Source organism: Pseudoscardovia radai (genome assembly GCF_002259605.1).
Classification (GTDB): domain Bacteria; phylum Actinomycetota; class Actinomycetes; order Actinomycetales; family Bifidobacteriaceae; genus Pseudoscardovia; species Pseudoscardovia radai.
Genome location: NZ_MWWR01000018.1, coordinates 61,871 through 84,785 on the forward strand (window position 1 = coordinate 61,871; position 22,915 = coordinate 84,785).

Below are 22,915 nucleotides of genomic sequence, written 5' to 3' on the forward strand. Positions count from 1 at the left end.
TCGGCCGACCCCGACATCCGTATGCCGCCGGTCGGTGTCATGGCCGCCGCGGCATGTGCTGTGACGGTTTACTTGGTGGTGAAGACGACCCTGTCGTCGCCTGCCTGCTTGACGATCGAGCCGATGACGTAGGCCTTCTCGTCGTGCTCGGAGAGCAGGGACATCGTTTCGTCGAGACGGGCGGGGTCGATGGCGAGAACCATGCCGATGCCCATGTTGAAGATGTTGTACATCTCCATGTGGTCGACGGAGCCGGCCTTCTCGATGACGTCGAAGATCGGCAGGACGGGCCACGCGCCCAGTGTGATGGACGCGGCCAGGCCCTCGGGAATCATGCGAGGGATGTTCTCGATGAAGCCGCCGCCCGTGATATGCGCCACGCCCTTGACAACGCCCGCCTTGAACAGAGGCTTCAGGGTCTTGACGTAGATCTTCGTAGGCTCCAGAAGCGTCTCGCCGAGCGTCTTGTCGCCCAGCTCGGGGAGTTTGGCGTTGATCGCATAGCCGGCCTGCTCGAACAGGGCCTTGCGCACGAGGGAGAAGCCGTTGGAGTGGACGCCGGTCGACGGCAGGCCGACGAGCACGTCGCCTTCCTTGATGCCCGAGCCGTCCACGATCTTGCCTTTCTCCACGACGCCCACCGTGAAGCCGGCGAGGTCGTATTCGTCGGGATCGTACATGCCCGGCATCTCGGCCGTCTCGCCGCCCACGAGCGCGGCGTCGGACTGCACGCAGCCGTCGGCCACGCCGGAGACGACCTGCTCGAGCAGGGCCGGGTCGTTCTTGCCGCAGGCGATGTAGTCGAGGAAGAACAGGGGCTCGGCGCCGCACGCGGCGATGTCGTTGACGCACATGGCCACGCAGTCGATGCCGATCGTGTCATGCTTGCCGACCATCTTCGCGACCATGAGCTTGGTGCCCACGCCGTCCGTGCCGGAAATCAGCACCGGCTCCTTGTAGCCGAGCGAGGCGAGGTCGAAAAGGCCGCCGAAGCCGCCGATTCCTCCCATGACGCCCGGACGGTTCGTGCGGGCGACATGGGACTTGATGCGCTTGACGACCTCGTATCCGGCCTCGACGCTCACGCCGGCGTTCTCATATGCTGTGGGCATTGCTTCTCCTGTTGTTCCTTCCGCGGCTGTGCGCGGCTGTAACGGAAACCTTGCGTTTCCCTAGTCTACTTGTCTATGGGGCTGTGCTGTGGGGGCCGTGTTTACGGGCGGCCCCTCGCCGCGCCTACCAGCGCCTACTCGGCGACCGAGATCCTCGAGTCGGTGTGGGTGCCCTCCTCAGCGTCCTGCAGCGCGTGCTGCGCGGTGGTGAACGCGGTGGTGCTGTACTCGTTGCCGACGTAGTGGCTGTCTTCGCGGGCGAAGCGCGTCAGGCGGGCGCGGTCTTCGGCGGAGATCGAGGCGAGGAATTCCTGCTCGTAATCGTCGAGGCTCGTGGGGTAGTCGCCGTTGAAATACGCGACGCACAGGCCGCCGTAGGGCGCGTCGGCCTTCATGCCGATCGTTTCCACCAGGCCTTCGAGTGAGAGGAACGCCAGCGAATCGGCGCCGATGTACTCGCGGATCTCCTCGACCGACTTATGCGCGGCGATGAGCTCGGAGGTGCGCGAGATGTCGATGCCGTAGTAGCACGGGTAGCGCAGCGGCGGGGAGGCGATGCGCATATGCACCTCGGAGGCGCCGGCCTCGCGCAGAAGCTGCACGATGCGGCGCGACGTGGTGCCGCGCACGATGGAATCGTCGATCACGATGACGCGCTTGCCCTTGACGACGCCGCGCACGGCCGACAGCTTCATGCGCACGCCCTGCTCGCGCAGCTCCTGCGTGGGCTGGATGAACGTGCGGGCCACGTACTGGTTCTTGACCAGGCCCATCTCGTTGGGAATGCCGCTGGCCTCGGAGTAGCCGGAGGCGGCCGAGAGCGAGGAGTTCGGCACGGCCACCACCATGTCGGCGTCGACAGGCGCCTCCTGGGCGAGGCGGGCGCCGGCGCGCTTGCGGGTGGAATGCACGTTGATGCCGTCGATGTTGGAATCGGGGCGGGCGAAGTAGATGAACTCCATCGAGCAGACGGCCTTCTGCGTGTGCTCGGTGTATTTCTCGATGCGGTAGCCCGAATCGTCGACGATGACGATCTCGCCGGGCTCGACGTCGCGGATGAACTCGGCGCCGACCGTGTCGAGCGCGCAGGTCTCGGAAGCGAGGACGTAGGCGCCGTTCTTCATGCGGCCGATGGACAGCGGGCGGAAGCCGTTGGGGTCGAGCGCGCCGATCATCGCGTCGTCGGTGAGCAGGAGGTAGGCGAAGCCGCCATGCACGATGTTGAGGGATTCCTTGAGCTTCTCGATGAAGGTGGGCTTCTTGGAGCGGCGGATGAGGTGCATAAGCACCTCGGTGTCGGAGTTGGAGTGGAAGATCGCGCCGTCGTCCTCGAGCTTGCGGCGCAGGCTGGGGCAGTTCGTGAGGTTGCCGTTGTGGCACAGGGCCACGTCGCCGTCATGGAAGCGGAAGATGAAGGGCTGGATGTTGCTCAGGGAGCCGGAGCCGCTTGTAGCGTAGCGCACATGGCCGATGGCCTTGTCTCCGGTCAGGCGCTCGAGCTGGCGCTCGTCCTCGAAGACCTGGCTGAGCAGGCCCAGGCCACGGTATCCGGTCAGGTGGTGGTCGCCGCTCGACACGATGCCGGCGCCCTCCTGGCCACGGTGCTGAAGCGCATGCAGGCCGAAATACGTCAGGCGCGCGGCGTCGGGATGCCCCCATACGCCGAAAACGCCACATTCCTCATGCAGACCCTCGAGCTCAGCAGACATCCACGCACTCCTTCACGTTGTTGGTGTCGTCCAATTGGTATCGCTTGTCCATCGCTTGTCAATCGCTGTTGATGCGTGACGTGGTTCGTCATCGCCTCGCCGCGTCGGGCGGAGCGCCGTGCTGGGCGGTTCCGTGCGGGCGGGCTCGGTGACCGGTCACCTAGATACCTTAGCAATCGCCGGATACATCGAGGGCGGGGCGTGTGGGGAGGTCGGCGGCGCTGCTCGGGCGGGACGCGGCGGCGCGGGACACGCCGCGGCACGCCGGAAAGCATGCGGAGGGCGGGGAATCGTCGCACGATGTTCGCTCCGGGCATAGGAGATCCCGCGCGCTTCCGATAGACTGGTGGCATTCGAAGGCCGCGCCGCATGGGCGCGGAGGGGATTGCCGGACCCGGCGCGCGAGGGCGCGATGCCGACGGGAAGGGTGTACAAGCGACGTGGGACTCCACGGAATGACGCGGTAGGCAGGCACGCACGGAAGGAGCCTGGCATGGCCGGGTCATTCCGCGGGGTCGCGTCGCATCCCGCCATCGCATCATGTCCGACGCAGCGTCCGTCCATCGTGCCGGGCGCAACAGTGCCGGGCGCGCCGCCGCATAACCCGTTCGCGTCCGCGGTCGCCGGGCGCTACCGGCTGCTTGACGTCGTGGGGCGTGGTGGCATGTCGCTTGTCTGGGTGGCCGCCGACCTGACGCTGAACAAACTGTGGGCGGTCAAACAGATCCGTGCGGAGGCCGTCTACGACGCGCGGATCCGCGAGAGCTTCCTCACCGAGGCGGAGCTCATGAAACGCTTCGACCACCCGGGCATTCCGCGCATCGTGGACCTTGTTCACGAGGAATCGCGTCTCTATGTGGTTATGGACTACGTGGAGGGGCGCACGCTGCGCGACATCCTGCGGGACGAGGGGCCGCGGCCGCCCGAGCGGGTGGTGGACTGGGGCCTGCAGCTGTGCGACGTCATCGGGTATCTGCACGGGCGCGCGCCGGCCGTGGTGTACCGCGACGTCAAGCCGGGCAATATCATGCTCACACCCGAAGGGAGGATCCGTCTCGTCGATTTCGGCATTGCCATGGTGACGGGCGGCTCGGGTGGCGAAGGCGGCGGTGACGGCGGTGCGGGCGATGGCGCGGGTGGCGCTCGCGGCGTGGGAACGCCGGGGTTCAGCGCGCCCGAGCAGTTCGATGCGCCCGCCGATGTGGATGAGCGGGCTGATATCTACGGAATCGGCGCGACGATGTACGCGCTGCTCAGCGGACGGCATCCCGGGCGCGGCCGGCAGGCGTTCCCCTGGTCATGCCCGCCGCGTCTGCGGGAGACGATCCGCCGCTGCATGAGCAGGGATCCGTCGCATCGCTACGCCTCATGCGCCGACCTCGCGTATGCGCTCGATCACGTCGGTGACGATGACGGGCGGCGCAGGGTTTTGGTGCGTCGGCGCCGGTTGTTCCGGTCGGTGGCGGCTTTCTCGGCGCTGTCGCTCGGGGCGTCGCCGTGCTGCGCGGCGATGGCGGACCGTACCCGCGAGCGAGACTGGGGCCGGTGGATGGCCAGCGCGGAACGCAGCACCGACATCGCGGAGGCGCAGAACTGCTATCTGCGTGCCATCGCCCTGCGCCCGGACAGGGTCGAACCCTACGAGGGTCTGATCCGTCTGGCGAAAACGGACGGCGTGCTCGACTCGGTCGAGGAAGCCATGCTCGCGCTGTATGTGATCGAGAACGGCGAGGCGCTGCGCTCGAATGAGTCCTGGCCACGCCTGTGCTATGACATCGGCATCCTGTACTGGCATTACTACGATTCCGTTGCCGGTGATTCCGCTGCCGAAGATGGTGCGGGAGGCGCGTGGGACGGCTCGGCGGGTTCCGCCGCAGGCGGCATACGCCACGATGCGATCGCCGCAGCCGCGCCGTGGATGCGCGAGGCCGCGGGCTACGCGTCCTTCCCGGATGCGCCCTGCGCCCGTGTCTATGCGGATATCGCCGATTTCGTCACCACCATCGTCCCGCGCATCAACGAGGGAACAGACGGCGGGCTCTACGGCGAGTTCTTCGCCGACCTCGAGGAGCTTGTCGATATCGCGGGCGGCGAGGCGGGCAATGACGTCATCGCGCTCGAGGCATCCGACCTCGCCCTGTCCTCGCTGTGCATCTATCCGAGGCATTTCCGGCGTGACGGCATCGGCTTCGAACGCATGGAGTCCCTGGCGCGGCGTGCCGAAGATGTGGCGCGCCGCGTGGAACCCATCACCACGGAGCGCGGGGCGCGGCGGCAGACGATTCTCGATCGTGGCGACGAGGCGCTCGCCGCCGCACAGGAGGCCTTTGACGATCCTGCGGGATATGGCGTGGCCGCAGACCAAGTCGCAGGGAATGCAGGTGCTGGGAACGCACGCGGAGGTGCGTCATGAACGCCATGCAATGGGATATCGCCGCCTGGGTGGCGGCCGGACTCGGGGTCTGCGCGGCGATTGGCGCGGCTGTGATTTTCGTGCGATGGGATATGCCCCGCGTCGGTGCGATTCTGTCCGGGCGCGCCGCCCGTCGCGAAATGGAGGGCTTCCGTCTGGCCCATAGGGAGAACGCTGCCCATCGGGAGAACCTGGCCTATGGGGAGAACCTTGTCGGGCGAATGCGGGGCGACGCCGTCGATGTCGCGAGGGATGCCCCTGCCATTGCGGAGCCGGATTGCACTGCGGAGCTGGCTTGCACTGCGGAGCCGGACCCCACCGTCTTGTCGGATAGCACTGTCATAGCGGATCGCATCGTTGCACCGGATAACGCGGTTGTGTCTGACCGGACGCTGGTGTCTGATCAGACGCTGATTTCGGACAGGACGCTGATCTCAGATGGAACGCTGATGTCGCCTGCCCGGGATCCGCCCGGCATATCGTTCGCGGTTCCTGCCTCGAATCAGGCATCTGCGCAGCCACATTCGCTGACAGCCACAAGACATGCATAACCACATTCGCTCATAACCGCATCTCACGCAAAGGAGAAAGACCATGAAGTACCTGAGACACACGAGTCGTCGAAGCGCACGGCGCCCTTCGGGCGGCGACACCCCGCCGCCGCGGCGGACGGATCCAGGCGGCCGCATCGTCGCGCGGATCCGACGGCCACGCCATGCTTCGGCCGATGCTGCGGCAGCGCACCGCAGACTGCTCGCGGCGGCGCTCGCTCTCGTCGCAGCGGGTGCCTGCCTACTGCTCACCGGGCTGTTCCTGCCCGGTTCGCATGCGGATGATGGCGAGGCATCTTCCCATGCCACGCCGACCGAGATGGCTCCGGCGCCATCCGGAACACCGTCGGATACTGACGGCTTGGCGAACGGTCCGGCCGACGCCTCGAAAGGGATGGCGTGCGGTGCTGCGCCCCATCCGATGCTGACGTATGCCCGAATCGACGGCGGGGGAGCGTCACGGGGAGTGACGGAATACGGCGGTCGTCGTCTGGCGATGTGGAGTATGGCGGATGCCAAGGCGTATTTTGCCATCTCTCTGGGAGTCGCGCCGCTTGATGCCGGCGCGTCGGCTTCCTGCGTCACAGAAAAAGATGAGACTACGGGAGAAGACGATGACGACACCGCGGAGAGTGACGTGGCGGAGAGCGGCGCGCCACAGACCGAAGTCGAGCTGATGGTTCCCGCACCGGTGGATCTCGACGGTGCCGTTCTCGGCGAAGCACAGACGCTGCGGGCGACCCCCGACGTGTCGGGCGCCGTCCGGTTCGTCATCGATGGGGAAGGCCTGTACACATTCGCCGATATCCGCATCCGCATGCAGGCGGGAGCGGATGATGTCGCAGCGCACTCCATAACGCTGCCCGAGGCTCTGGCGACGGCGCCGCGCACGCCGGGAATCGAATCGGGCGGAGACGCCGCACCGGACCAGAACGACATACTTGGTCAGAACAACACCGTGGAATACGACACCGCGGACTACGACGCCGTTGTGGTGGATAACCACACCACACCAGGGCGTGGACTGAGCGTCGGACTGGGAACGGAGGACGCGGGCGGCGGCATGGGCGCGTCGTCGGATCCGGCGTATTACATTCCGGGCGCTCCCTGTCTGATGCTGACCGTCACCGACCGGTGGTTTCCGCTCGCTCGGCATATCGCCGGCGAATCCGTCGTCATCGGCGGCGGGAGCATTACGTCGGTTTCGGAGTCGGACGCCTTGGACTTCGGCTTGCCGGGGGCAGGGGAGTCCGGCGCCGGAGCACAGGCACCGGAAGCACAGGCACCGCTGGATTGGACGCGCCGCGGCGATTCATGGAGCGCCGCATGGCGCATCCTGCCCCGAGCCCCTCTCGGACCGCACGCCTCCGATCCGCTGACCTCGGCGCTCGCGGTTCCCGGATTGCGCGCGGTGGAAGGCGTCTACCGGTATGACGCGTCATACTCCGGTCTGGCCGAGCCGGAACAGGCCGTGCACGCATGCCATGCGGCGTCGCCGGGGCATGCCCCGTGCGAGTTCCTGGCGGATTGGACGGCGCCGGCCGTCGGCGAGGTCGTCGTCATCGGTGACGCGAGACCGCTCGGCGCATGGCTTGTGGCCCGCCCCGGCGTGGGCATCGGCGTGAGCGGCATCACGGACTCGGGAAGCGGCATCGATCCTTCCGCGGCCGTGCTTGACACCGCGGCCGCATCGTCCGAAGGGCTTGACGTGGGTCTGCGCGATGGCCATGCGTGTGGACACGCGGCAGGTGAGTGCCTCCTTGCCACGGTCACGGCATCCTCCGCGCGGTACGATCCCGCCGAATTCTCACTCACCGTACGCGACCGGGCTGGGAACGCGGCCGTGATTCCGTCCCTCGGCGACGCCAACGGGGCCTTGGAACGCGTCGAGGGCCTCGCCGTCGACGAGGGGAAGCCATCGGTCCGCTTCGAAAACGCGGGATGTGAACTTGTGGACGGACTCTACTGCGCATCGTCCCGTGAGATCCGCGTGATTGTCTCCGACCCTTTCCTCGATGTCATCCGCAGCCAAGATCCGGGGCGGGTCATCGTCGACATCGATGCGATTGGGGCGACCGGGCGGGAAAGGATCTCCCTCGCCGCATCCGATGCCAGACCGTGCTCGGCAGAGGGGAACCTGACGGGAACGGATCGCCCTGCCGGCGGCCCCGATATCGGTCGGGCGCCGACGGATTCTGGCGGTTCCCCGTCCGTATCCTGCGCACCGGGCGAGAATATCGTGTCGGCGACGGCACGGGAGGATGGCGAATGGAGCGTTTCGGCACGGATGGGAGACCCGTTCCATGGCGAGGTCACGGCCGCCGACCGCTTCATTGTGGATACCACGGCGCCCGTGTTCACCGTGGATGCCGGGGACGTGCCCGCGGTGAACGGACGGTACTATGCCTCCGCACGTACCCTCGCCATCCGCTGCGTGGAGCGCAACACCACGCCGGGGGTGGGACGCATCACCATTACCCGGGACGGAAAGCCGGTCGAGCAGGCGAGTCTGTGGTGCGCCGACGGATCCCGGCCCGACGCATGGGATGCCCTCGTCCGGTTGGATCAGGACGGCACCTATACGGTGCGTGTGGATGGTACGGATGCAGCGGGCCACGCCGCTGACAGCCTGGACCTTGGTGAATTCGTCATCGATACCACGCCGCCGGATGTGAGCGTGACCGGCGTGGACGACGGCCATGCCTACGCCGGCGATGTGGCGCCCGGCATCGATATGCATGATGCGAATCCCGATGGCGGCATCGAGTGGACGCTCACGGGCACACGGTGCGGCCTGGTGGCTTCGCGCCCCTCGGACGGCGCAAGCGTGCGCATGGACGGGTTCGCGCATATTCCGGCGAGCGACGATGTCTATGACCTCGATGTCACGGCGCGTGACATGGCGGGACACGTCGCCACCCGGCGCGTGACATTCTCCGTCAACCGCTTCGGATCCACCTACGCCTTCGACGACGGGACGCGCGACATGCGCGGCGGGTACCTGCGCGAGGCAGGGCCCGTGACGGTGCATGAGATCAATGTCTCGGGACTTGTGGGCGCATCGTCCGTCGCCGTGGCCCATGACACCGCGGTGCGTACCCTGGGCGGCGGCGACTACGAGACGCAGACACAACAGGAGCGGGGATGGAGTCGCACCACATACACGATTCCGCGAGAGGTCTTCGCCGCGGACGGGTACTACCGCGTCATGGTGTCATCCATCGACGCGGCCGGGAACCATTCCACGAATCTCATGGACGGATCCTCCGTCGACCGCAACGGTGGCGCGGATCTCCAGTTCGCCATCGACTCCACGGCTCCGCGCCTTCGCCTCACGGGTCTTGGCGGTGCGGGATACGATTCCCTCGCCGGCGTGGCCGGTGACGGACCGGAGCACGGCATCATCCATGTAAGGGACAATATGGAGCTCGACTCTACAAGTCTCACCATCGATGGAGTGGCGGCCGGCCAGTGGAACGGCGCGTCCGCTGACGGACAGGCCATCGAAGTGCCCGATGATGGCGCCGGGCACGATGTGATCGTCGAATCACGGGACAGGGCGGGGAATATGACGCGTATCGTCATCCCCGGCGCGCGTCTGTCACGCCCCGCGCCGGGGCCCGCGGTCGGTGGCGCGACGAGCGGATCCTTGCGATGGCTTGTGCCGTGGAGCTTTGCCGCCGCGAGCGTCATCGCCTGCGCTGTGGTCGCCGTCATCACCTCACGAAAACACCGGGAAGACGAGGAGGATGACGATGACCGGTAGATGAAGACTATGCCATGCGGATGGCGGTGGGATGTGCGAGCGATAGCGTTGGGTGAAAAATCGTGGCATTCCGGTTGTTTCCAGACTGCATGCTATACGCTGTAACGCAGGAGGAACCATGCCGACTGAGAATGACGATGAGTTCGAGACAACGCGTGTCTACCGGGCGCGGGCCGCGGCCGTGTACGCCACGCTCGTCGCAATGCTGCGCAATAACGGATACTTCCGTCTCCTGGCCACCGATGACACGACGATGACCGTGCGATGCCGCGCGAATAACGGCGGCGCGGAATTCGACGCCGCCGTCTCCGACCGAGGGGTGCGCGGGACGTCGGTGCATATCACGCCGGTGCCGGGAACGGGATCTGGTGCGCCTGACGACGGGACGCGCGACATAGAAGCGCTGTTCGCAGGGCTGCTTGCGGTTCTGCGCGAGGCCCATGTGATCGAATCGGCCCGGCCGTCCCACGCCGCCATCGTCGACGGGCTGGCATCGGATGCGTTGGAATCCGCGGCTGCCGTGCGTTCCGCCGCCGCGTCCCAGGCCACGGTGGACCTGCCGCCGTCCCTGGAACCGCGCAAGAAGCATATTCGCCCGGTTCCGGTCGGTGCTGCCGGCACCGGCCGGGGAGAGCGGCCGGATGGAACGTCCGTGCGCGAAGAAGGCTATGGGGAGCCGGCGGGCGCTGATCGGAACGACCGCGAATCGTCCGGACGCGCATCGGGTGGCGTGGGGCCACGCACCCTGGGACTGTTGAAACGCCGTTTTGCGAACCGGCGGTCGGCATCGAAGGACGCCGACCATGCTCGCGGACGTCGCATTGTGTCGGGTGCCGATGAGAAAGCCGACCATATACCCACCGAGCCCCTTGTCTCCGGCGCATCCGCCGAGGAAGGCGCCGTGGTCGGCTCTACATCGGTTCTTCCGCATGGGAGCGGCGCCGCCCGACCGGTTGTGCGGACGACTCCGCTGCCGACGGATGAGCCGATGGGCCAACCGGTGGATGAGCCGACGGATGGCGCATCCTCGGCCGGTCCCACCGTGCCTCCGCCCGTGCCTTCGTCCTCGCTGTCGCCTTCGTCGGATGGGGCACAGACCGAGACACTGGCCGAGGCGCGGATGGCGGAGCCCCGTCCCGCCACACAGGTACCGGAGCCCCGTTCCGCCGGATCGGGTGCCGTGCCAGCCTGGTCCGATGTCATCGGTCCTGGCGGAGGCCCGGCACCGGCATCACGGGATGTCTCCGGTTCCGAACCGGATGATGGCATCGGGTCGGATGCCGGCATGGACTCGGCTGCGGATACCGGGGCCGGCACCGAGGCGGATACCTCATCCCGCTCGCCGTGGACGCGCCTGACCGGGTATTTCGATGCCATGGATTCGCCGCTGCCCGAGCGCAACGGCGCGGCCCGCACCGTGAACCGCTGGATGGATTCGCTCGGCATCGCGCTGGGCGCCACGCCGCGCGGCGCCCTGGCCTTTGCATGCGGCGCCATCGTGCTGCTCGTCTACCTTGTTATCGCCATCGCCACCCATTCGATGCCTGGCGTCGTCGCCGTCCTGCTCAGCCTTCCTCCCGTTGCGGGCACGGCGCTCGCCGGCGCCCTCGCCATCCACGACCTGCATCGCGAGGAATCACGCCCCGAGCTCATCACGGGCATCGTGCTGACGGTGGCGCTGATCGTCGCCATCGTGTTCCTCGCCTTGTAGGAAGCAAGGAGGCGCGGCGCCGGGAGGTGTGGAAGCGTCGGAGGGCGCGGCACCCGACGGTAGACTGGGACACGATGGCGCCGGCGGCGCCGGAGGGCGCGGCATTCGGGAGAGAGCCGCGACGCATCGCATGCGCCGAAACCGCAGGCGCCGGCAAAGTGAAGAAAGGACAGAACATGGCCGTTCGCTCCGACAAGAACCGTGGCGACGCACAGCAGGCCCGTGCAACCAAGGAATCCGGGAAATCCGTGGCATCCAAGGACTCCGGAAAAGGCTCCGGAAAAGGCTCCGGGGCCAACGGCGCGAAGGAGCGGACGCCGCGTCGCATCGTGCTTGCCGAAGCCGCGGGCGTCGCCATCGCCCTGCTGATCGTCGCCGCCATCATCGCCGCCATCGTCATCGTCGGACGCAAACCGACGTCGACGCCGATGACCTCCACCGGCTGGGTGACGCCGAGCGACGCAGCCTCCTCCGCCACCGACGCCGCCCGCACGCGCGTGGAGGCGACGCATACCCTCGACGCCAGCGGCATGGGCGGCACCGCCGACTTCGGCTCGGGCCAGAGCATCACATGGACTCTGTCCGATTCCGACGCAGGCCCCGACGTGCAATACACGAATGCGATGGGCGGCACCGTCATCGGCTTCGACGCGTCGTACTCGCTGAAAAGCACGGCCACTGCCGATGACGTGCGCGCGATCCTGTCCTCACTGCCCGGAGGTTTCACCGCCAGCATCGCCGACGACGAATTGACGGGGTGGACCGTCGAATGCTCCACCAGCCATGACGCCGACGACGGCGCGTCCCTCGCGACCGGCGTCTGCTCGCTCGGCGGGCATACGCTGACGTCCACCGCCGACATGCAGCTGTACGAACCCGCGCAGATCACGGCCTTCGTCGTCGACGACGGCGTGCAGCGCATCGACCGCTTCGTCTACGATTTCGTCAGCGACTCGGCGCAGCAGATCGACCAGTACACGATGGGCGGTTGGCCGGACGACGACCTGTCGGCGCAGATTCCCGAGCCCGGGGACGGCATGCGCTACTACGGTCTGACGGAGACGGCGAATTCGCTGCAGTTCACGATCATGGCACCGTCGCGCGCCACCTACGATTCCTACATCGCGCAATGCACGGACGCCGGGTGGACGGCGCAGGCGACCCTGGACGCGGCGACGTCCTTCGCCGACCGCAACGGATACACGCTGACCGTCGAATACGTGGAGAGCTCCAACGCCGTTCTCGTCTCCCTCGGCGTTATCTCCGCGGACTCCGCAAGCGCCACCGACTCCGCAAGCGCCACGAACTAATAGACCTGTCCCGGGAGCGCTGCGGGCAACCCCGCCAACAACCCCCACCACCAATCCCGAATAACGAAGGGGCGGACGCCACGCGGCGCCCGCCCCTTGTTTCATGCCCTGACGCGCCTGACGCGCTTACGCGGTGAAGTACTCCACGCCGCCTTCGAACAGCGGCTGGAACTTATTGCCCGGCACGTTCGCGTACACGTCGCGGCCGATGCGCTCGGAGTGACCCATCTTGCCCAGCACGCGGCCGTCGGGGCTCGTGATGCCCTCGATGGAGAGCAGCGAGCCGTTCGGGTTCACGTCGAGGTCCATGCTCGGCACGCCGTCCTCGCCCACGTACTGCGTGGCGATCTGCCCGTTCGCCTTGAGCGAGGCGAGCACGTCGTCGGAGGCCACGAAGCGGCCCTCGCCGTGCGAGATGGCGATCGTATGCACGTCGCCCACGGAGGTCTTCGCCAGCCACGGCGACTTCACCGAGCTCACGCGCGTACGCACGAGGCGGCTCTGGTGGCGGCCGATGGTGTTGAAGGTCAGCGTCGGGCAGGCGTCGGTCATCGGCACGATGTCGCCGAACGGCACGAGGCCGAGCTTGATCAGCGCCTGGAAGCCGTTGCAGATGCCCAGCATGAGGCCGTCGCGGTTCTTCAGCAGGTCGCGCACCGCGTCGGTGACGGCGGGGGAACGGAAGAAGGCCGTGATGAACTTCGCGGAGCCGTCCGGCTCGTCGCCGCCGGAGAAGCCGCCGGGGATCATGACGATCTGGCTGCGGCGGATCTCGTCGACGAGCTGCTGCGTGGATTCGGCGACGGCCTGCGGCGTGAGGTTGTTGACGATAAGCGTCGTCACGTCGGCGCCGGCGCGGCGGAAGGCGCGCGCGGAATCGTATTCGCAGTTGTTGCCCGGGAACACGGGGATCACCACATGCGGCTTGGCGCCCTGCGCGAGGGCCGGGGCCGTGCGGCGGGTGGTGGGGGCGTCGGAGGAGACGGTCTCCACGGCCTCGCCCTTGGCACGGTACGGGAACACGGACTCGATGCCGCCTTCCCAGGCCTCCTGCACGTCGGCCAGGTCGAGCGTCTCGCCGGCGGCCTGGAACTCATAGGCCTCGGTGGTCTCGCCGATCACGGAGCAGAACATGTCCATCGTCGGCTTCGGCAGCTCGGCATCATCCGCCAGCTCCACGAAGAAGGTGCCGTACAGCGGCGCGAACAGGGCGTCGACGCTCACCTCGGGCTGCAGCTTCAGGCCAATGGCGTTGCCGAGCGTCATCTTGAACAGCGCCTCGGCCGCGCAGCCGTAGCCCGGCGTGGAGATGGCGAGCGCGGAGCCGTCGGCCACGAGCTTCTCGACCGCGGCCATGGCCTGCTTGAGGCCGTCGGCGGTCGGCGTGAGCTTGTCGTCCTTGTACATCGGCGTGATGCAGGCGATGCGATGGCCGGCGCCCTTGAACTCGGGCGAGACGGCGCGCGAGGCGGGGCCCACGGCCACGGCGAAGGCGATGAGGGACGGCGGCACGTCGAGGTTCTCGAAGGAGCCCGACATGGAGTCCTTGCCGCCGATCGCACCGACGCCCAGGTCGATCTGCGCCATGAGGGCGCCGAGCACGGCCGCGGTGGGCTTGCCCCAGCGCTCCGGCACGTCGCGCAGCTTCTCGAAGTACTCCTGGAGCGACAGATAGGCGTCCTCGCGGCGGAAACCGGCGGCGACGAGCTTGCTGACGGCCTCGACGATCGACAGGTAGGCGCCCGTGAACTGGTTCTTCTCCATGATGTACGGGTTGAAGCCCCACGCCATGGCGGAGGCGGTGGTCGTCTCGCCGTCGACGGGGAACTTCGCGACCATGGCCATGGACGGCGTCAGCTGGCGCCTGCCGCCGAAGGGCATAAGCACCGTGGCGGCGCCGATGGTGGAGTCGAAGCGCTCCGACAGGCCCTTGTTCGAGCACACATTGAGGTCGGTGACAAGGCTGTGCATGCGCTCGGCGAGTGTGCCGGAGGTCCACGGCGTGGCGTAGGCCTGCGCGGCCTCGACGTGCACGCTCTGGTGCTTCGGCGCGCCGTTGGAGGCGAGGAAGGCGCGGGAAAGATCCACGATGTCGTCGCCGTCCCACACCATGCGCACGCGTTTCTCCTCGGTCACCGTCGCGATCGGCGTGGCCTCGAGGTTCTCCTCGTGCGCGTAGCCGAGGAACTCGTCCACGTCGTCGGCGGCCACGGCCACGGCCATGCGCTCCTGCGATTCGGAGATCGCCAGCTCGGTGCCGTCGAGGCCCTCGTACTTCTTGGGAACCTTGTTGAGGTCCACGAACAGGCCGTCGGCCAGCTCGCCCACGGCCACGGACACGCCGCCGGCGCCGAAATCGTTGCAGCGCTTGATCAGGCGCGTCGCGTCGCCGCGGCGGAACAGACGCTGCAGCTTGCGTTCGACGGGCGCGTTGCCCTTCTGCACCTCGGCGCCGTCCTGTTCGAGGGACTCGACGTTATGCGACTTCGAGGCGCCGGTCGCGCCGCCGATGCCGTCACGGCCCGTGCGGCCGCCCAGCAGGATGATGACGTCGCCCGGCTGCGGCTCCTCGCGGCGCACGTGGTCCGCCGGCGTGGCGCCCACCACGGCGCCCACCTCCATGCGCTTGGCCACGTAGCCCGGATGGTAGATCTCGTTGACCTGGCCGGTTGCCAGGCCGATCTGGTTGCCGTAGGAGCTGTAGCCCGCGGCGGCCTTCGTCACGATGCGGCGCTGGGGCAGCTTGCCCTCGAGCGTCTGCGAGATCGGCGTGCGCGGGTCGGCCGCGCCGGTCACGCGCATGGCCTGGTACACGTAGCTGCGGCCCGACAGCGGGTCGCGGATGCAGCCGCCGATGCAGGTGGCGGCGCCGCCGAAGGGCTCGATCTCGGTGGGGTGGTTATGCGTCTCGTTCTTGAACAGGAACAGCCAGTCCTGGTCCTCGCCGTCCACATCCACCGTGACCTTGACGGTGCAGGCGTTGATCTCCTCGGATTCGTCGAGGTTCTTCAGGATGCCCTTGGCCTTGAGGTACTTCGCGCCGATGGTGCCCATGTCCATGAGGCACACGGGCTTGGCATCGCGGCCCAGCTCGTGGCGGATCTCGAGGTATTTGTCGAACGCGGCCTTCACCACGGCGTCGTCGATGTCGACGCTGTCGAGGCGCGTGCCGAAGGTGGTGTGGCGGCAGTGGTCGGACCAATAGGTGTCGATCACCTTGATCTCGGTGATGGTGGGGTCGCGGTGCTCCTCGTCGCGGAAATACGCGCGGCAGAACTGCGCGTCCGCGAGGTCCATGGCCAGGCCGCGGTCGTCGATGAACTCCTGGAGCTGCTCGTCGGTGTAGTCGCGGAAGCCGTCGATCGTCTCGACCTTGCCCGGCTGCGGCACGTTCTGGCGCAGCGTCGTGCGCGGTTCGAGGCTCGCCTCGCGCGCCTCGACGGGGTTGATGACATACGATTTGATAGCCTGGATGTCGGCGTCGGACAGCGTGCCCTCGAGTACGTAGACGATGGCGGAGCGCACGGCCGGGCGCTCGCCCTGGCTGATGAGCTGGATGCATTCGCTCGCGGAGTCGGCGCGCTGGTCGAACTGGCCGGGCAGGTACTCGGTGGCGAACACGGTGGCGCCGTCGGCGACGGCAGGCATGTCGTCGGTCGCGATATCGGTCTGCGGCTCGCTGAAGACGGTGGGCACGCAGGAGCGGAACAGCTCCTCGGAGATGCCCTCGACGTCATAGCGATTGATAAGCCTCAGGTCGGTCAGGCCGTCGATGCCGAGGATCGTGCGCAGCTCGGTGGCGAGCTGCTGCGCCTGGACGTCGAAGCCGTGCTTCTTTTCCACATAGACGCGAAAAACCACGGGATTCCTTTCTCACATATGGGGTTCTCAAATGGTGGGGTGGTGTTGGGTGGCGGGAAACGATTGCCGGATTGCGCTCACGCCGCGCCGGCACAGCGGGCGGCGAAAATGAAAGCGGCGCAATGGTGCGTGCGAGCCGTACCATTGCGCCGGGATGCCCATCGGTCAGTCGATGCCCTTGGACTTGGCGAGGTCCTCGAGGCGGCCGCAGATATCCTCGTAGGCCGGGATGATGTTGCCCAGGTCGCGGCGGAAGAGGTCCTTGTCGAGGTGCTCGATGCTGCCGTCGGCATTGGCGTTCCACAGGCGGCAGGTGTCGGGCGTGATCTCGTCGGCCAGCAGAATCGTGCCGTCGCTCGTGGTGCCCATCTCGATCTTGAAGTCGATGAGGTGCACGCCGATGGCCTTGAAGATGTCGATGAGGGCGAGGTTGATCTCGCGCGTCTTGGCGGAGATGAGCTCGAGCTGCTCGCGCGTGGCGAGGCCCAGGGCCAGGATGTCGTCATCGTTCACGAAGGGGTCGCCCAGCTCGTCGCTCTTGTAGCAGAACTCGAGGATCGGCTGCTTGAGCTCGGAACCCTCCGCCACGCCGTAGCGCTTGGAGAAGGAGCCGGCGGCCACGTTGCGCATGATGATCTCGAGGGGGAACATCGTCATCTTGCGCACGAGCTGCTCGTTGTCGGAGATCTGCTTGATGAAGTGGCTGGGGATGCCGCGCTTGTCGAGGAGCTTGAAGATCAGGGTGGTGATGCGGTTGTTGAGCTCGCCCTTGCCCTGGATCTGCGCCTTCTTCGCGCCGTTTCCGGCCGTGGCCTGGTTCATGTATTCGACCCACAGCACGTCGGGGTCGTTCGTTGCGTACAGCTTCTTAGCCTTGCCCTCGTAGAGCTTGCCCAGTTTCTCCATCATTGCCTTTCGTAGGGGATGAAAGTTGTGAATGCAAAGGAGCAGGAGTTCCTCGAACGGTTCACAATATACCAAGACGCGGCTACAACGGGCCGCGTGTCCGCGCGCCCGCCGGGGCCCGTGCGAAGGCCGGGGCGGGCGCGGGAATGCGGGGTGCCGGAACGTCGGATGCGGCGCCCGGGAATGTTCCCTCCCGGTGCCGTCAGTCCCGGTGCCGTCAGTCCGCGTCGGTCACCGTGACGCCCAGCGTGTCGAGCGTGGCCCGGGTGCGGGTGCGAGCATCGTCCACATCCGAGCCGGTCGCGAGCACCACGCCCATGCGGCGGTGGCCGCCCGTGACGCCGGGCTTGCCGAACAGGCGCAGGTCGGTGCCGGGCTGGGCGAGGGCGGCCGGAAGGTGGCTGAACTCCACCTGGCCCGTTCCGGACACCACGATGGCGCGGCTGGCGCACACGCCGTCGTGCGAGAGCGCCACGCTGCCGTCGGTGACCGGGATGCCCAGCACCGCGCGTGCGTGAAGCGCGAATTCACTGAGATACTGCGAGGCCATCGTGACCATGCCTGTGTCATGCGGGCGGGGGGAGACCTCATTGAACAACACGCGGCCGTCGGTCAGCACGAAGATCTCGACGCCGAACACGCCCCAGCCTCGTTCGCCGTGGTCGTGGGCGATGTCGGTCAGGCCGCCGACGATGCGGCGGGCGATGTTCTGCGCCTGGGCGAGGATGTCGTCGGGGACGCGCGCCGGCTGCCAGGACTCGCGGTAATCGCCGTCCACCTGCACGTGGCCGATCGGGCGGCAGGTCACGATTCCGGCGCTGGAGCTCACGGTGAGCACGGTCAGCTCGTAGTCGAGCGGTGCGAGGGCCTCGACGATGACGCGCGACACCTGGTCCTCGTGGCCGGCGGCGGCGCGACGGCCGACCTGCGCCTCATGCCACGCGGCCTCGATGGCGGCGGGGTCGCGCACCACGGACTGGCCGTGGCCGGAGGAGCTCATGATGGGCTTGACGACGCACGGGTATCCCAGGGCCTCGGCGCCGGCCTTGAGTTCGTCGAGGGAATCGGCGAAACGGTACGGCGTGGTGGGCAGGCCGAGCGTCTCGTGGGCGAGCACGCGCAGGCTCTCGCGGTTCATGCAGATGGCGGCGATCTGGCAGCTGGGCACCACGTCGATGCCGGCGTCGACGGCTTTCTCCAGCTCCTGGGTGGCGATGGCCTCCACCTCGGGCACGATGATGTCGGGGCGAATCTCGGCGATGGTCGCGTCGAGGCTCGCCGGGTCGGTCATGTCGAAGACGCGGCAGTCGTGCGCCACCTGCATGGCCGGTGCGCCCGGATACGAATCCGCGGCGCACACGTAGGCGCCGAGGCGCATGAGCTCGATCGCGATTTCCTTGCCGAGTTCGCCGGACCCCAGCAGCAGTACGCGCGTGGGGTGCGCTCCCAGCGGGGTGCCGAGGGTGAAGTCCGCCGGACGCGCGGCGGAGGCGGTCGCCGTGCTGTCGGACGCGGCGGATGGACGATTCCCTGATTCAATAGGCATGCCCTCATTGTGTCATCGGCGGCCGACGCGCCCGGGCCGTGTCGCCGTCCTCCCGCGGGCGGCGCCATCGTCTGCCTACAATGGCGCCGTGATGACCTCCATGAAGACATCCCAGACACCAGGCGCCCCGTCCGACGGCGGGAATCCACGATTCGTCCGGCCGGCCACAGGCGGCGGGGAGCCGCTTACCGTCGTGCTCGTCGTGGATTCCGCAGGCAACGAAGGCAATGGCACCTCCAACTCCGCCCTGCAGTTCGCACGCGAGCTGCGCGCCCTGGGCCACGTCGCGCGCATCGTGGGCGTCGGCGGCGAATGGCCGGCCCGCGCCGCCTCCATACCCATCGTCACGCCTATCGCCGCGCGCCAGCAGATGAGCTTCGGCGTGCCCGACGACGCGCTGTTCGCCAGCGCCTTCCGCGGCGCGGACATCGTGCATCTGTATCTTCCGTTCCCCTTCGAACGCGCCGCCCTGCGCGTGGCGCGGCGCATGCGCATCCCCGTCAGCTGCGCCTTCCACCTGCAGCCCGAGAACGTGCTGTACTCGGCGGGTCCGCTGCGGTACGTGCCCGGCGCCGACGCGCTGCTGTACCGGCTGTTCCGCCGCTGGATGTACCGCGACGTGCGGCATGTGCACGTGCCCACGCGCATGACCGCTGACCTGCTGCGCGCGCACGGGTACCGCAACGACCTTCATGTGATCTCCAACGGATATGATCCCGCGTTCGCGCCGCGTCTCGGTGAGGCGAGCGCCCGGCCGTGGCAGCCGGGGGAGGGGCGGCCGTTCCGCGTCCTGGCCTCGGGGCGCCTCGCCAGCGAGAAGGACCATGCCACGCTGATCCGTGCGCTCGGCCTGTGCCGCCACCGCGCCGACGTCGAGCTCGTCATCGCCGGCACCGGGCCGCTTGATCGCAGCCTGCGCCGCGAGGCCGCGCGCTGCCTCGCCCGACCCGCCGACATCGGGTTCCACCGGCATGAAGACATGCCCGGGCTGCTGCGCTCCGCCGACCTGCTCGTGCATCCGTCCATCGCCGACCTCGAAGGTGTCAGCGTGCTCGAGGCGCTTGCCTGCGGGCTTGTGCCCGTTATCGCCGACTCGCCGCTGTCCGCCGCCAAGGATTTCGCGCTCGACGGCCGCTCGCTGTTCCCCGTCGGCGACGAGCGGGCGCTCGCGGACCGCATCGACTGGTGGATCGACCATCCGCAGGAGCGTTCCCGCATGGGCGGTGAGTACGCGCGATATGTGGCGCGCACGCATTCGCTGCGTTCGTCGGTGGCGGCGTTCGTGGACATGGAGCGCGAGGCGATCGCCGATGACCGCGCCTGGTACGCGGGGCACCCGCGTCCCGCGCGCCTCGAGATCGTCGGTCCGGGGACCGGGAAGCCTGCGGTTCCGGGGATTTCGCGGTGATGGTCGGGGTGTTTTGGGTGTGCGCCGGGCAATCCTGGCGAATTCGCGACACGCGGAACACGGAAGCGGAAAATCGTGTATAGTTTCCTCTGTTGCGCGATTGACCTTCACAGTCACAGCGCGATGGATGCCAGCATCAGGCCGCTGTTACAAGCTGTCGGATGAGGCGATGGTGGGCGTAGCTCAGTTGGTAGAGCCCCTGATTGTGGTTCAGGAGGTCGCGCGTTCGAGCCGCGTCGCCCACCCCGGCAAGGTCCGGACCTTTTGGTCCGGGCCTTTTCCGTTTTTTCTACCTTCCTTTTTCTTTTCTCTCTCTCTTCTCTCGCAACCGTGGTGCGGCTTGCGGACATTTTCCGACGATTTTGGGGCTTGGAGCCTCTGTTTTCTCCGAAACCCGTACCGCTGTTCCAGAGGCGTGCCGGGGGAGACGGCGGGCGTTGTCACGATTGGGCCACGGTCTCCATCGAGGGTGCACGGGATTGCACCCTCGGCATCTTTTATCCCTGTTCTGCACTGTCTTTGGCCCCCTAACCTCGGTCGAGGGTGCGCGATTGTGCTCCTTCGGTGCCGGTTACCGTGCTTCCTGGCTGCTTTCGGCGGGGTAATCCCGGTCGAGGGTGCACGGGATTGCACCCTCGGCATCGGTTAGGTGGGGTTTGGGTGGTGTTGAGAGGTGTAATCCCGGTCGAGGGCGCACGATTGTGCACCCTCGGCATCCGGAGACCCACCCTGACGCGGGATGCCCGGGATGCGCGGGGAGCGAACGGGGCGGGCGGGGGATAGGCCGGCCACGATAGAGTGGAACGGTGTTTTACCAACTGCTGCTCGTCGCCCTCGTGTTCCTCATGGCCATCTCGACGCTGAACAACGTCAACGATGCCGAGGGCGAAACCGCGCGCACTGCACGGCGGGTGCTGTCCGTCATCGCGGTCGCCGTCCTGGTCGCCTTCCTGGTGTTCCACAGGCTCGCCCTGCGCGAGGGCATGATCGGTACGACGGTCGTGGGCTTCGTCGCGCTTGCGGCGATCGGCGCCTACCATCTGCGCGCGCAAGGCCGCCGCACGGTGCATACCGTGGGCGTCTATCTTGGTTCGAACGCGGTGGAGGGGCGCAGCGCCAAGGACTCCGCGGGTCGCGAGCTGCCGTTGTACGAACCCGTTTTCGAATACGAGTACCGCGGTGAGATGTACTGCACGCCCGCGCGCGACCTCTACTTCTCGCGCACGCTGTACCGCCTGTTTCATCGCGGACGCCGGTACCACCTGTGGCTCGATGCGTCGAATCCCTGGGACTACCAGTGCGGGCCGCGGTCGCGCTATGCGTGGGAGTGCTTCGTGCTCGCGGCCGTTTTCCTCGCCATCGTCGCGATGATGTTCGCCAGCGTCCCGACGCAGCCGGCGATGGCGCCCGACAGCCTGCAGACCGCGTCGGCGGTGGCCGCGCTTCTGGGCTGACGATTCACCGGCGCCATACCGCCACAAGAGGTCGCCGACCCGGATGCCGGTCGAATCCGTATGGAGCACATCACATACGCCACGGAGCAGAGCAAGCAAGGAGATACACGATGAGCATGGCGGGAATCGCCAAATACGAGCGCGCCGCAGGGTTGTTCCGCTGTCCGGTCTGCGCCCGCCGCGCGCAGGCTGACGCCGCGCAGGCCGATGCCGCGATGGCTGACGGCGCACAGGCTGACACCTCGCAGTCCGACACTGCACAGCCCGGCACTGCGCTGGTCGTTGACGGATCGTGCCTGCGCTGCGCCGCCGGGCATACCTTCGATATCGCCCGCAGGGGACTCGTGAACTTCATCCCCGGCCAGAAGCCGCTCGCCGGCTATGACGCCGCGTTCTTCGCCAGCCGCCGCGAATTCCTGCAATGGGGCTACTACGCGCATGTGCGCCAGACCATCGTGGAGCGTCTCGAGGCGCTGCGCGCCGACGGCCTGCTGCCCGACGCGCCTGTGATTCTCGACGCCGGCTGCGGTGAGGGCTATTACGCGCGCGGCATCGGCGAGGCGCTTACGGGCGCGGGCGTCGACGCCACGATGATTGGCGCCGACATCGCCAAGGACGCGGTTCGCCTCGCCGCGACAGGCGGAGGCCCGCAGCTGTGGGCCGTCTGCGATGTGGCAAACCTTCCCATCGCCGACGCGGCGCTCGACTGCGTGCTCAATATCTTCACCCCCGCCAACTACGCGGAGTTCCGCCGCGTGCTGCGCCCCGGCGGCATCGTGATCAAGGCCATCCCCGGCCCCGACCATCTGCGCGAGCTGCGCGAACGCCTGGGTGAGGCCGACCATTCGGAAAGCGACGTGGTCTCCATCTTCCGCAGCCGCCTCGAACCCCTCGCGCGCATCCGCGCCACGCGCACGCTCGACGTGCCGTCCGACCGCATGCACACGCTGCTGGGCATGACCCCGCTCACCTTCGCGCTCGACGACGCACGGCTCGAGGGCCTCGAGGTGCCGCGCATCACGATCGACGCCGAGTTGCTTGTCGGCCGTAGCGTGTAGTTCGTGCCTGCAGCGTGCCTGCGGCAGCGTGCCGGCGAATGGATGCCGCAGGCCACACGCCACGGTGCCGCGCCCGCCGCGACACTCCCTCATTCGTGCATCGCGTGCCG

At 67.5% G+C, this 22,915-nt stretch carries 13 protein-coding genes and 1 tRNA gene; 9 read left to right on the plus strand and 5 right to left on the minus strand.

Annotated elements, in window-relative coordinates; genetic code table 11:
- Positions 1–68: 68 nt before the first annotated feature.
- Positions 69–1,112 (minus strand): phosphoribosylformylglycinamidine cyclo-ligase, encoded by a 1,044-nt coding sequence (gene purM, locus PSRA_RS08000; protein WP_094661375.1) that lies wholly within the window; start codon positions 1,110–1,112, stop codon positions 69–71.
- 134 nt (positions 1,113–1,246) lie between these two features.
- Positions 1,247–2,821 carry an amidophosphoribosyltransferase gene (purF, locus tag PSRA_RS08005; RefSeq protein WP_094661376.1) on the minus strand — a complete coding sequence of 525 codons (1,575 nt, stop codon included), beginning with the start codon at positions 2,819–2,821 and terminating at the stop codon, positions 1,247–1,249.
- Between the two features lie 493 nt (positions 2,822–3,314).
- On the opposite strand from purF, the gene PSRA_RS08010 reads away from it, so the two are divergent.
- The 5 genes from PSRA_RS08010 to PSRA_RS08030 all read left to right on the plus strand — a co-directional run bounded on the left by PSRA_RS08010 (position 3,315) and on the right by PSRA_RS08030 (position 12,572).
- Positions 3,315–5,234 (plus strand): serine/threonine-protein kinase, encoded by a 1,920-nt coding sequence (locus tag PSRA_RS08010; protein WP_158216372.1) that lies wholly within the window; start codon positions 3,315–3,317, stop codon positions 5,232–5,234.
- Positions 5,231–5,785: a hypothetical protein gene (locus PSRA_RS08015; RefSeq protein WP_094661378.1), complete on the plus strand. Its 555-nt coding sequence runs from the start codon at positions 5,231–5,233 to the stop codon at positions 5,783–5,785. Before PSRA_RS08010 ends, PSRA_RS08015 begins: the two co-directional genes overlap by 4 nt.
- A gap of 43 nt (positions 5,786–5,828) precedes the next feature.
- A complete protein-coding gene (locus PSRA_RS08020) occupies positions 5,829–9,551 on the plus strand; it encodes a hypothetical protein (RefSeq protein ID WP_143516427.1) in 3,723 nt (1,240 codons plus the stop codon).
- Positions 9,552–9,669: 118 nt separating this feature from the next.
- Entirely contained in the window at positions 9,670–11,262 is a 1,593-nt protein-coding gene (locus PSRA_RS08025; protein ID WP_094661380.1) for a hypothetical protein, read from the plus strand.
- Positions 11,263–11,438: 176 nt separating this feature from the next.
- The gene (locus PSRA_RS08030) at positions 11,439–12,572 is read left to right on the plus strand and encodes a DUF6591 domain-containing protein (RefSeq protein WP_094661381.1); all 1,134 of its coding nucleotides are present in this window, start codon (positions 11,439–11,441) and stop codon (positions 12,570–12,572) included.
- 126 nt (positions 12,573–12,698) lie between these two features.
- Here the strand turns inward: PSRA_RS08030 and PSRA_RS08035 are convergent, their stop codons facing one another.
- From PSRA_RS08035 to purT, 3 genes are all read right to left on the minus strand, one after another.
- Positions 12,699–16,433: a phosphoribosylformylglycinamidine synthase gene (locus PSRA_RS08035; protein WP_094661382.1), complete on the minus strand. Its 3,735-nt coding sequence runs from the start codon at positions 16,431–16,433 to the stop codon at positions 12,699–12,701.
- 165 nt (positions 16,434–16,598) lie between these two features.
- Positions 16,599–17,339, minus strand: a complete 741-nt coding sequence (purC, locus tag PSRA_RS08040) for a phosphoribosylaminoimidazolesuccinocarboxamide synthase (protein ID WP_094661402.1) — start codon at positions 17,337–17,339, stop codon at positions 16,599–16,601.
- Positions 17,340–17,556: 217 nt separating this feature from the next.
- Positions 17,557–18,885, minus strand: coding sequence for a formate-dependent phosphoribosylglycinamide formyltransferase (purT, locus tag PSRA_RS08045; RefSeq protein ID WP_094661383.1), 1,329 nt, complete (start codon positions 18,883–18,885; stop codon positions 17,557–17,559).
- Positions 18,886–18,976: 91 nt separating this feature from the next.
- Between purT and PSRA_RS08050 the strand changes: the two genes are divergently transcribed.
- The 4 genes from PSRA_RS08050 (at position 18,977) to PSRA_RS08065 (ending at position 22,805) form a co-directional block, all read left to right on the plus strand.
- Positions 18,977–20,293 carry a glycosyltransferase gene (locus PSRA_RS08050; protein ID WP_245834955.1) on the plus strand — a complete coding sequence of 439 codons (1,317 nt, stop codon included), beginning with the start codon at positions 18,977–18,979 and terminating at the stop codon, positions 20,291–20,293.
- A gap of 172 nt (positions 20,294–20,465) precedes the next feature.
- Positions 20,466–20,538: transfer RNA gene (locus tag PSRA_RS08055), tRNA-His, on the plus strand.
- A 561-nt stretch (positions 20,539–21,099) separates the two neighbouring features.
- Entirely contained in the window at positions 21,100–21,747 is a 648-nt protein-coding gene (locus PSRA_RS08060; protein ID WP_094661384.1) for a hypothetical protein, read from the plus strand.
- A 110-nt stretch (positions 21,748–21,857) separates the two neighbouring features.
- Positions 21,858–22,805: a methyltransferase domain-containing protein gene (locus tag PSRA_RS08065; protein WP_094661385.1), complete on the plus strand. Its 948-nt coding sequence runs from the start codon at positions 21,858–21,860 to the stop codon at positions 22,803–22,805.
- The last annotated feature ends 110 nt before the right edge of the window (positions 22,806–22,915 follow it).

Excerpts from the sequence above, each read along its gene's own strand:
- purT (WP_094661383.1), bottom strand. The coding sequence starts at position 18,885 with ATGCCTATTGAATCAGGGAATCGTCCATCCGCCGCGTCCGACAGCACG.
- PSRA_RS08015 (WP_094661378.1), top strand. The coding sequence starts at position 5,231 with ATGAACGCCATGCAATGGGATATCGCCGCCTGGGTGGCGGCCGGACTC.
- PSRA_RS08025 (WP_094661380.1), top strand. The coding sequence starts at position 9,670 with ATGCCGACTGAGAATGACGATGAGTTCGAGACAACGCGTGTCTACCGG.
- purC (WP_094661402.1), bottom strand. The coding sequence starts at position 17,339 with ATGGAGAAACTGGGCAAGCTCTACGAGGGCAAGGCTAAGAAGCTGTAC.
- PSRA_RS08050 (WP_245834955.1), top strand. The coding sequence starts at position 18,977 with ATGACCTCCATGAAGACATCCCAGACACCAGGCGCCCCGTCCGACGGC.
- PSRA_RS08065 (WP_094661385.1), top strand. The coding sequence starts at position 21,858 with ATGAGCATGGCGGGAATCGCCAAATACGAGCGCGCCGCAGGGTTGTTC.
- PSRA_RS08020 (WP_143516427.1), top strand. The coding sequence starts at position 5,829 with ATGAAGTACCTGAGACACACGAGTCGTCGAAGCGCACGGCGCCCTTCG.
- PSRA_RS08010 (WP_158216372.1), top strand. The coding sequence starts at position 3,315 with ATGGCCGGGTCATTCCGCGGGGTCGCGTCGCATCCCGCCATCGCATCA.
- PSRA_RS08030 (WP_094661381.1), top strand. The coding sequence starts at position 11,439 with ATGGCCGTTCGCTCCGACAAGAACCGTGGCGACGCACAGCAGGCCCGT.
- purM (WP_094661375.1), bottom strand. The coding sequence starts at position 1,112 with ATGCCCACAGCATATGAGAACGCCGGCGTGAGCGTCGAGGCCGGATAC.
- purF (WP_094661376.1), bottom strand. The coding sequence starts at position 2,821 with ATGTCTGCTGAGCTCGAGGGTCTGCATGAGGAATGTGGCGTTTTCGGC.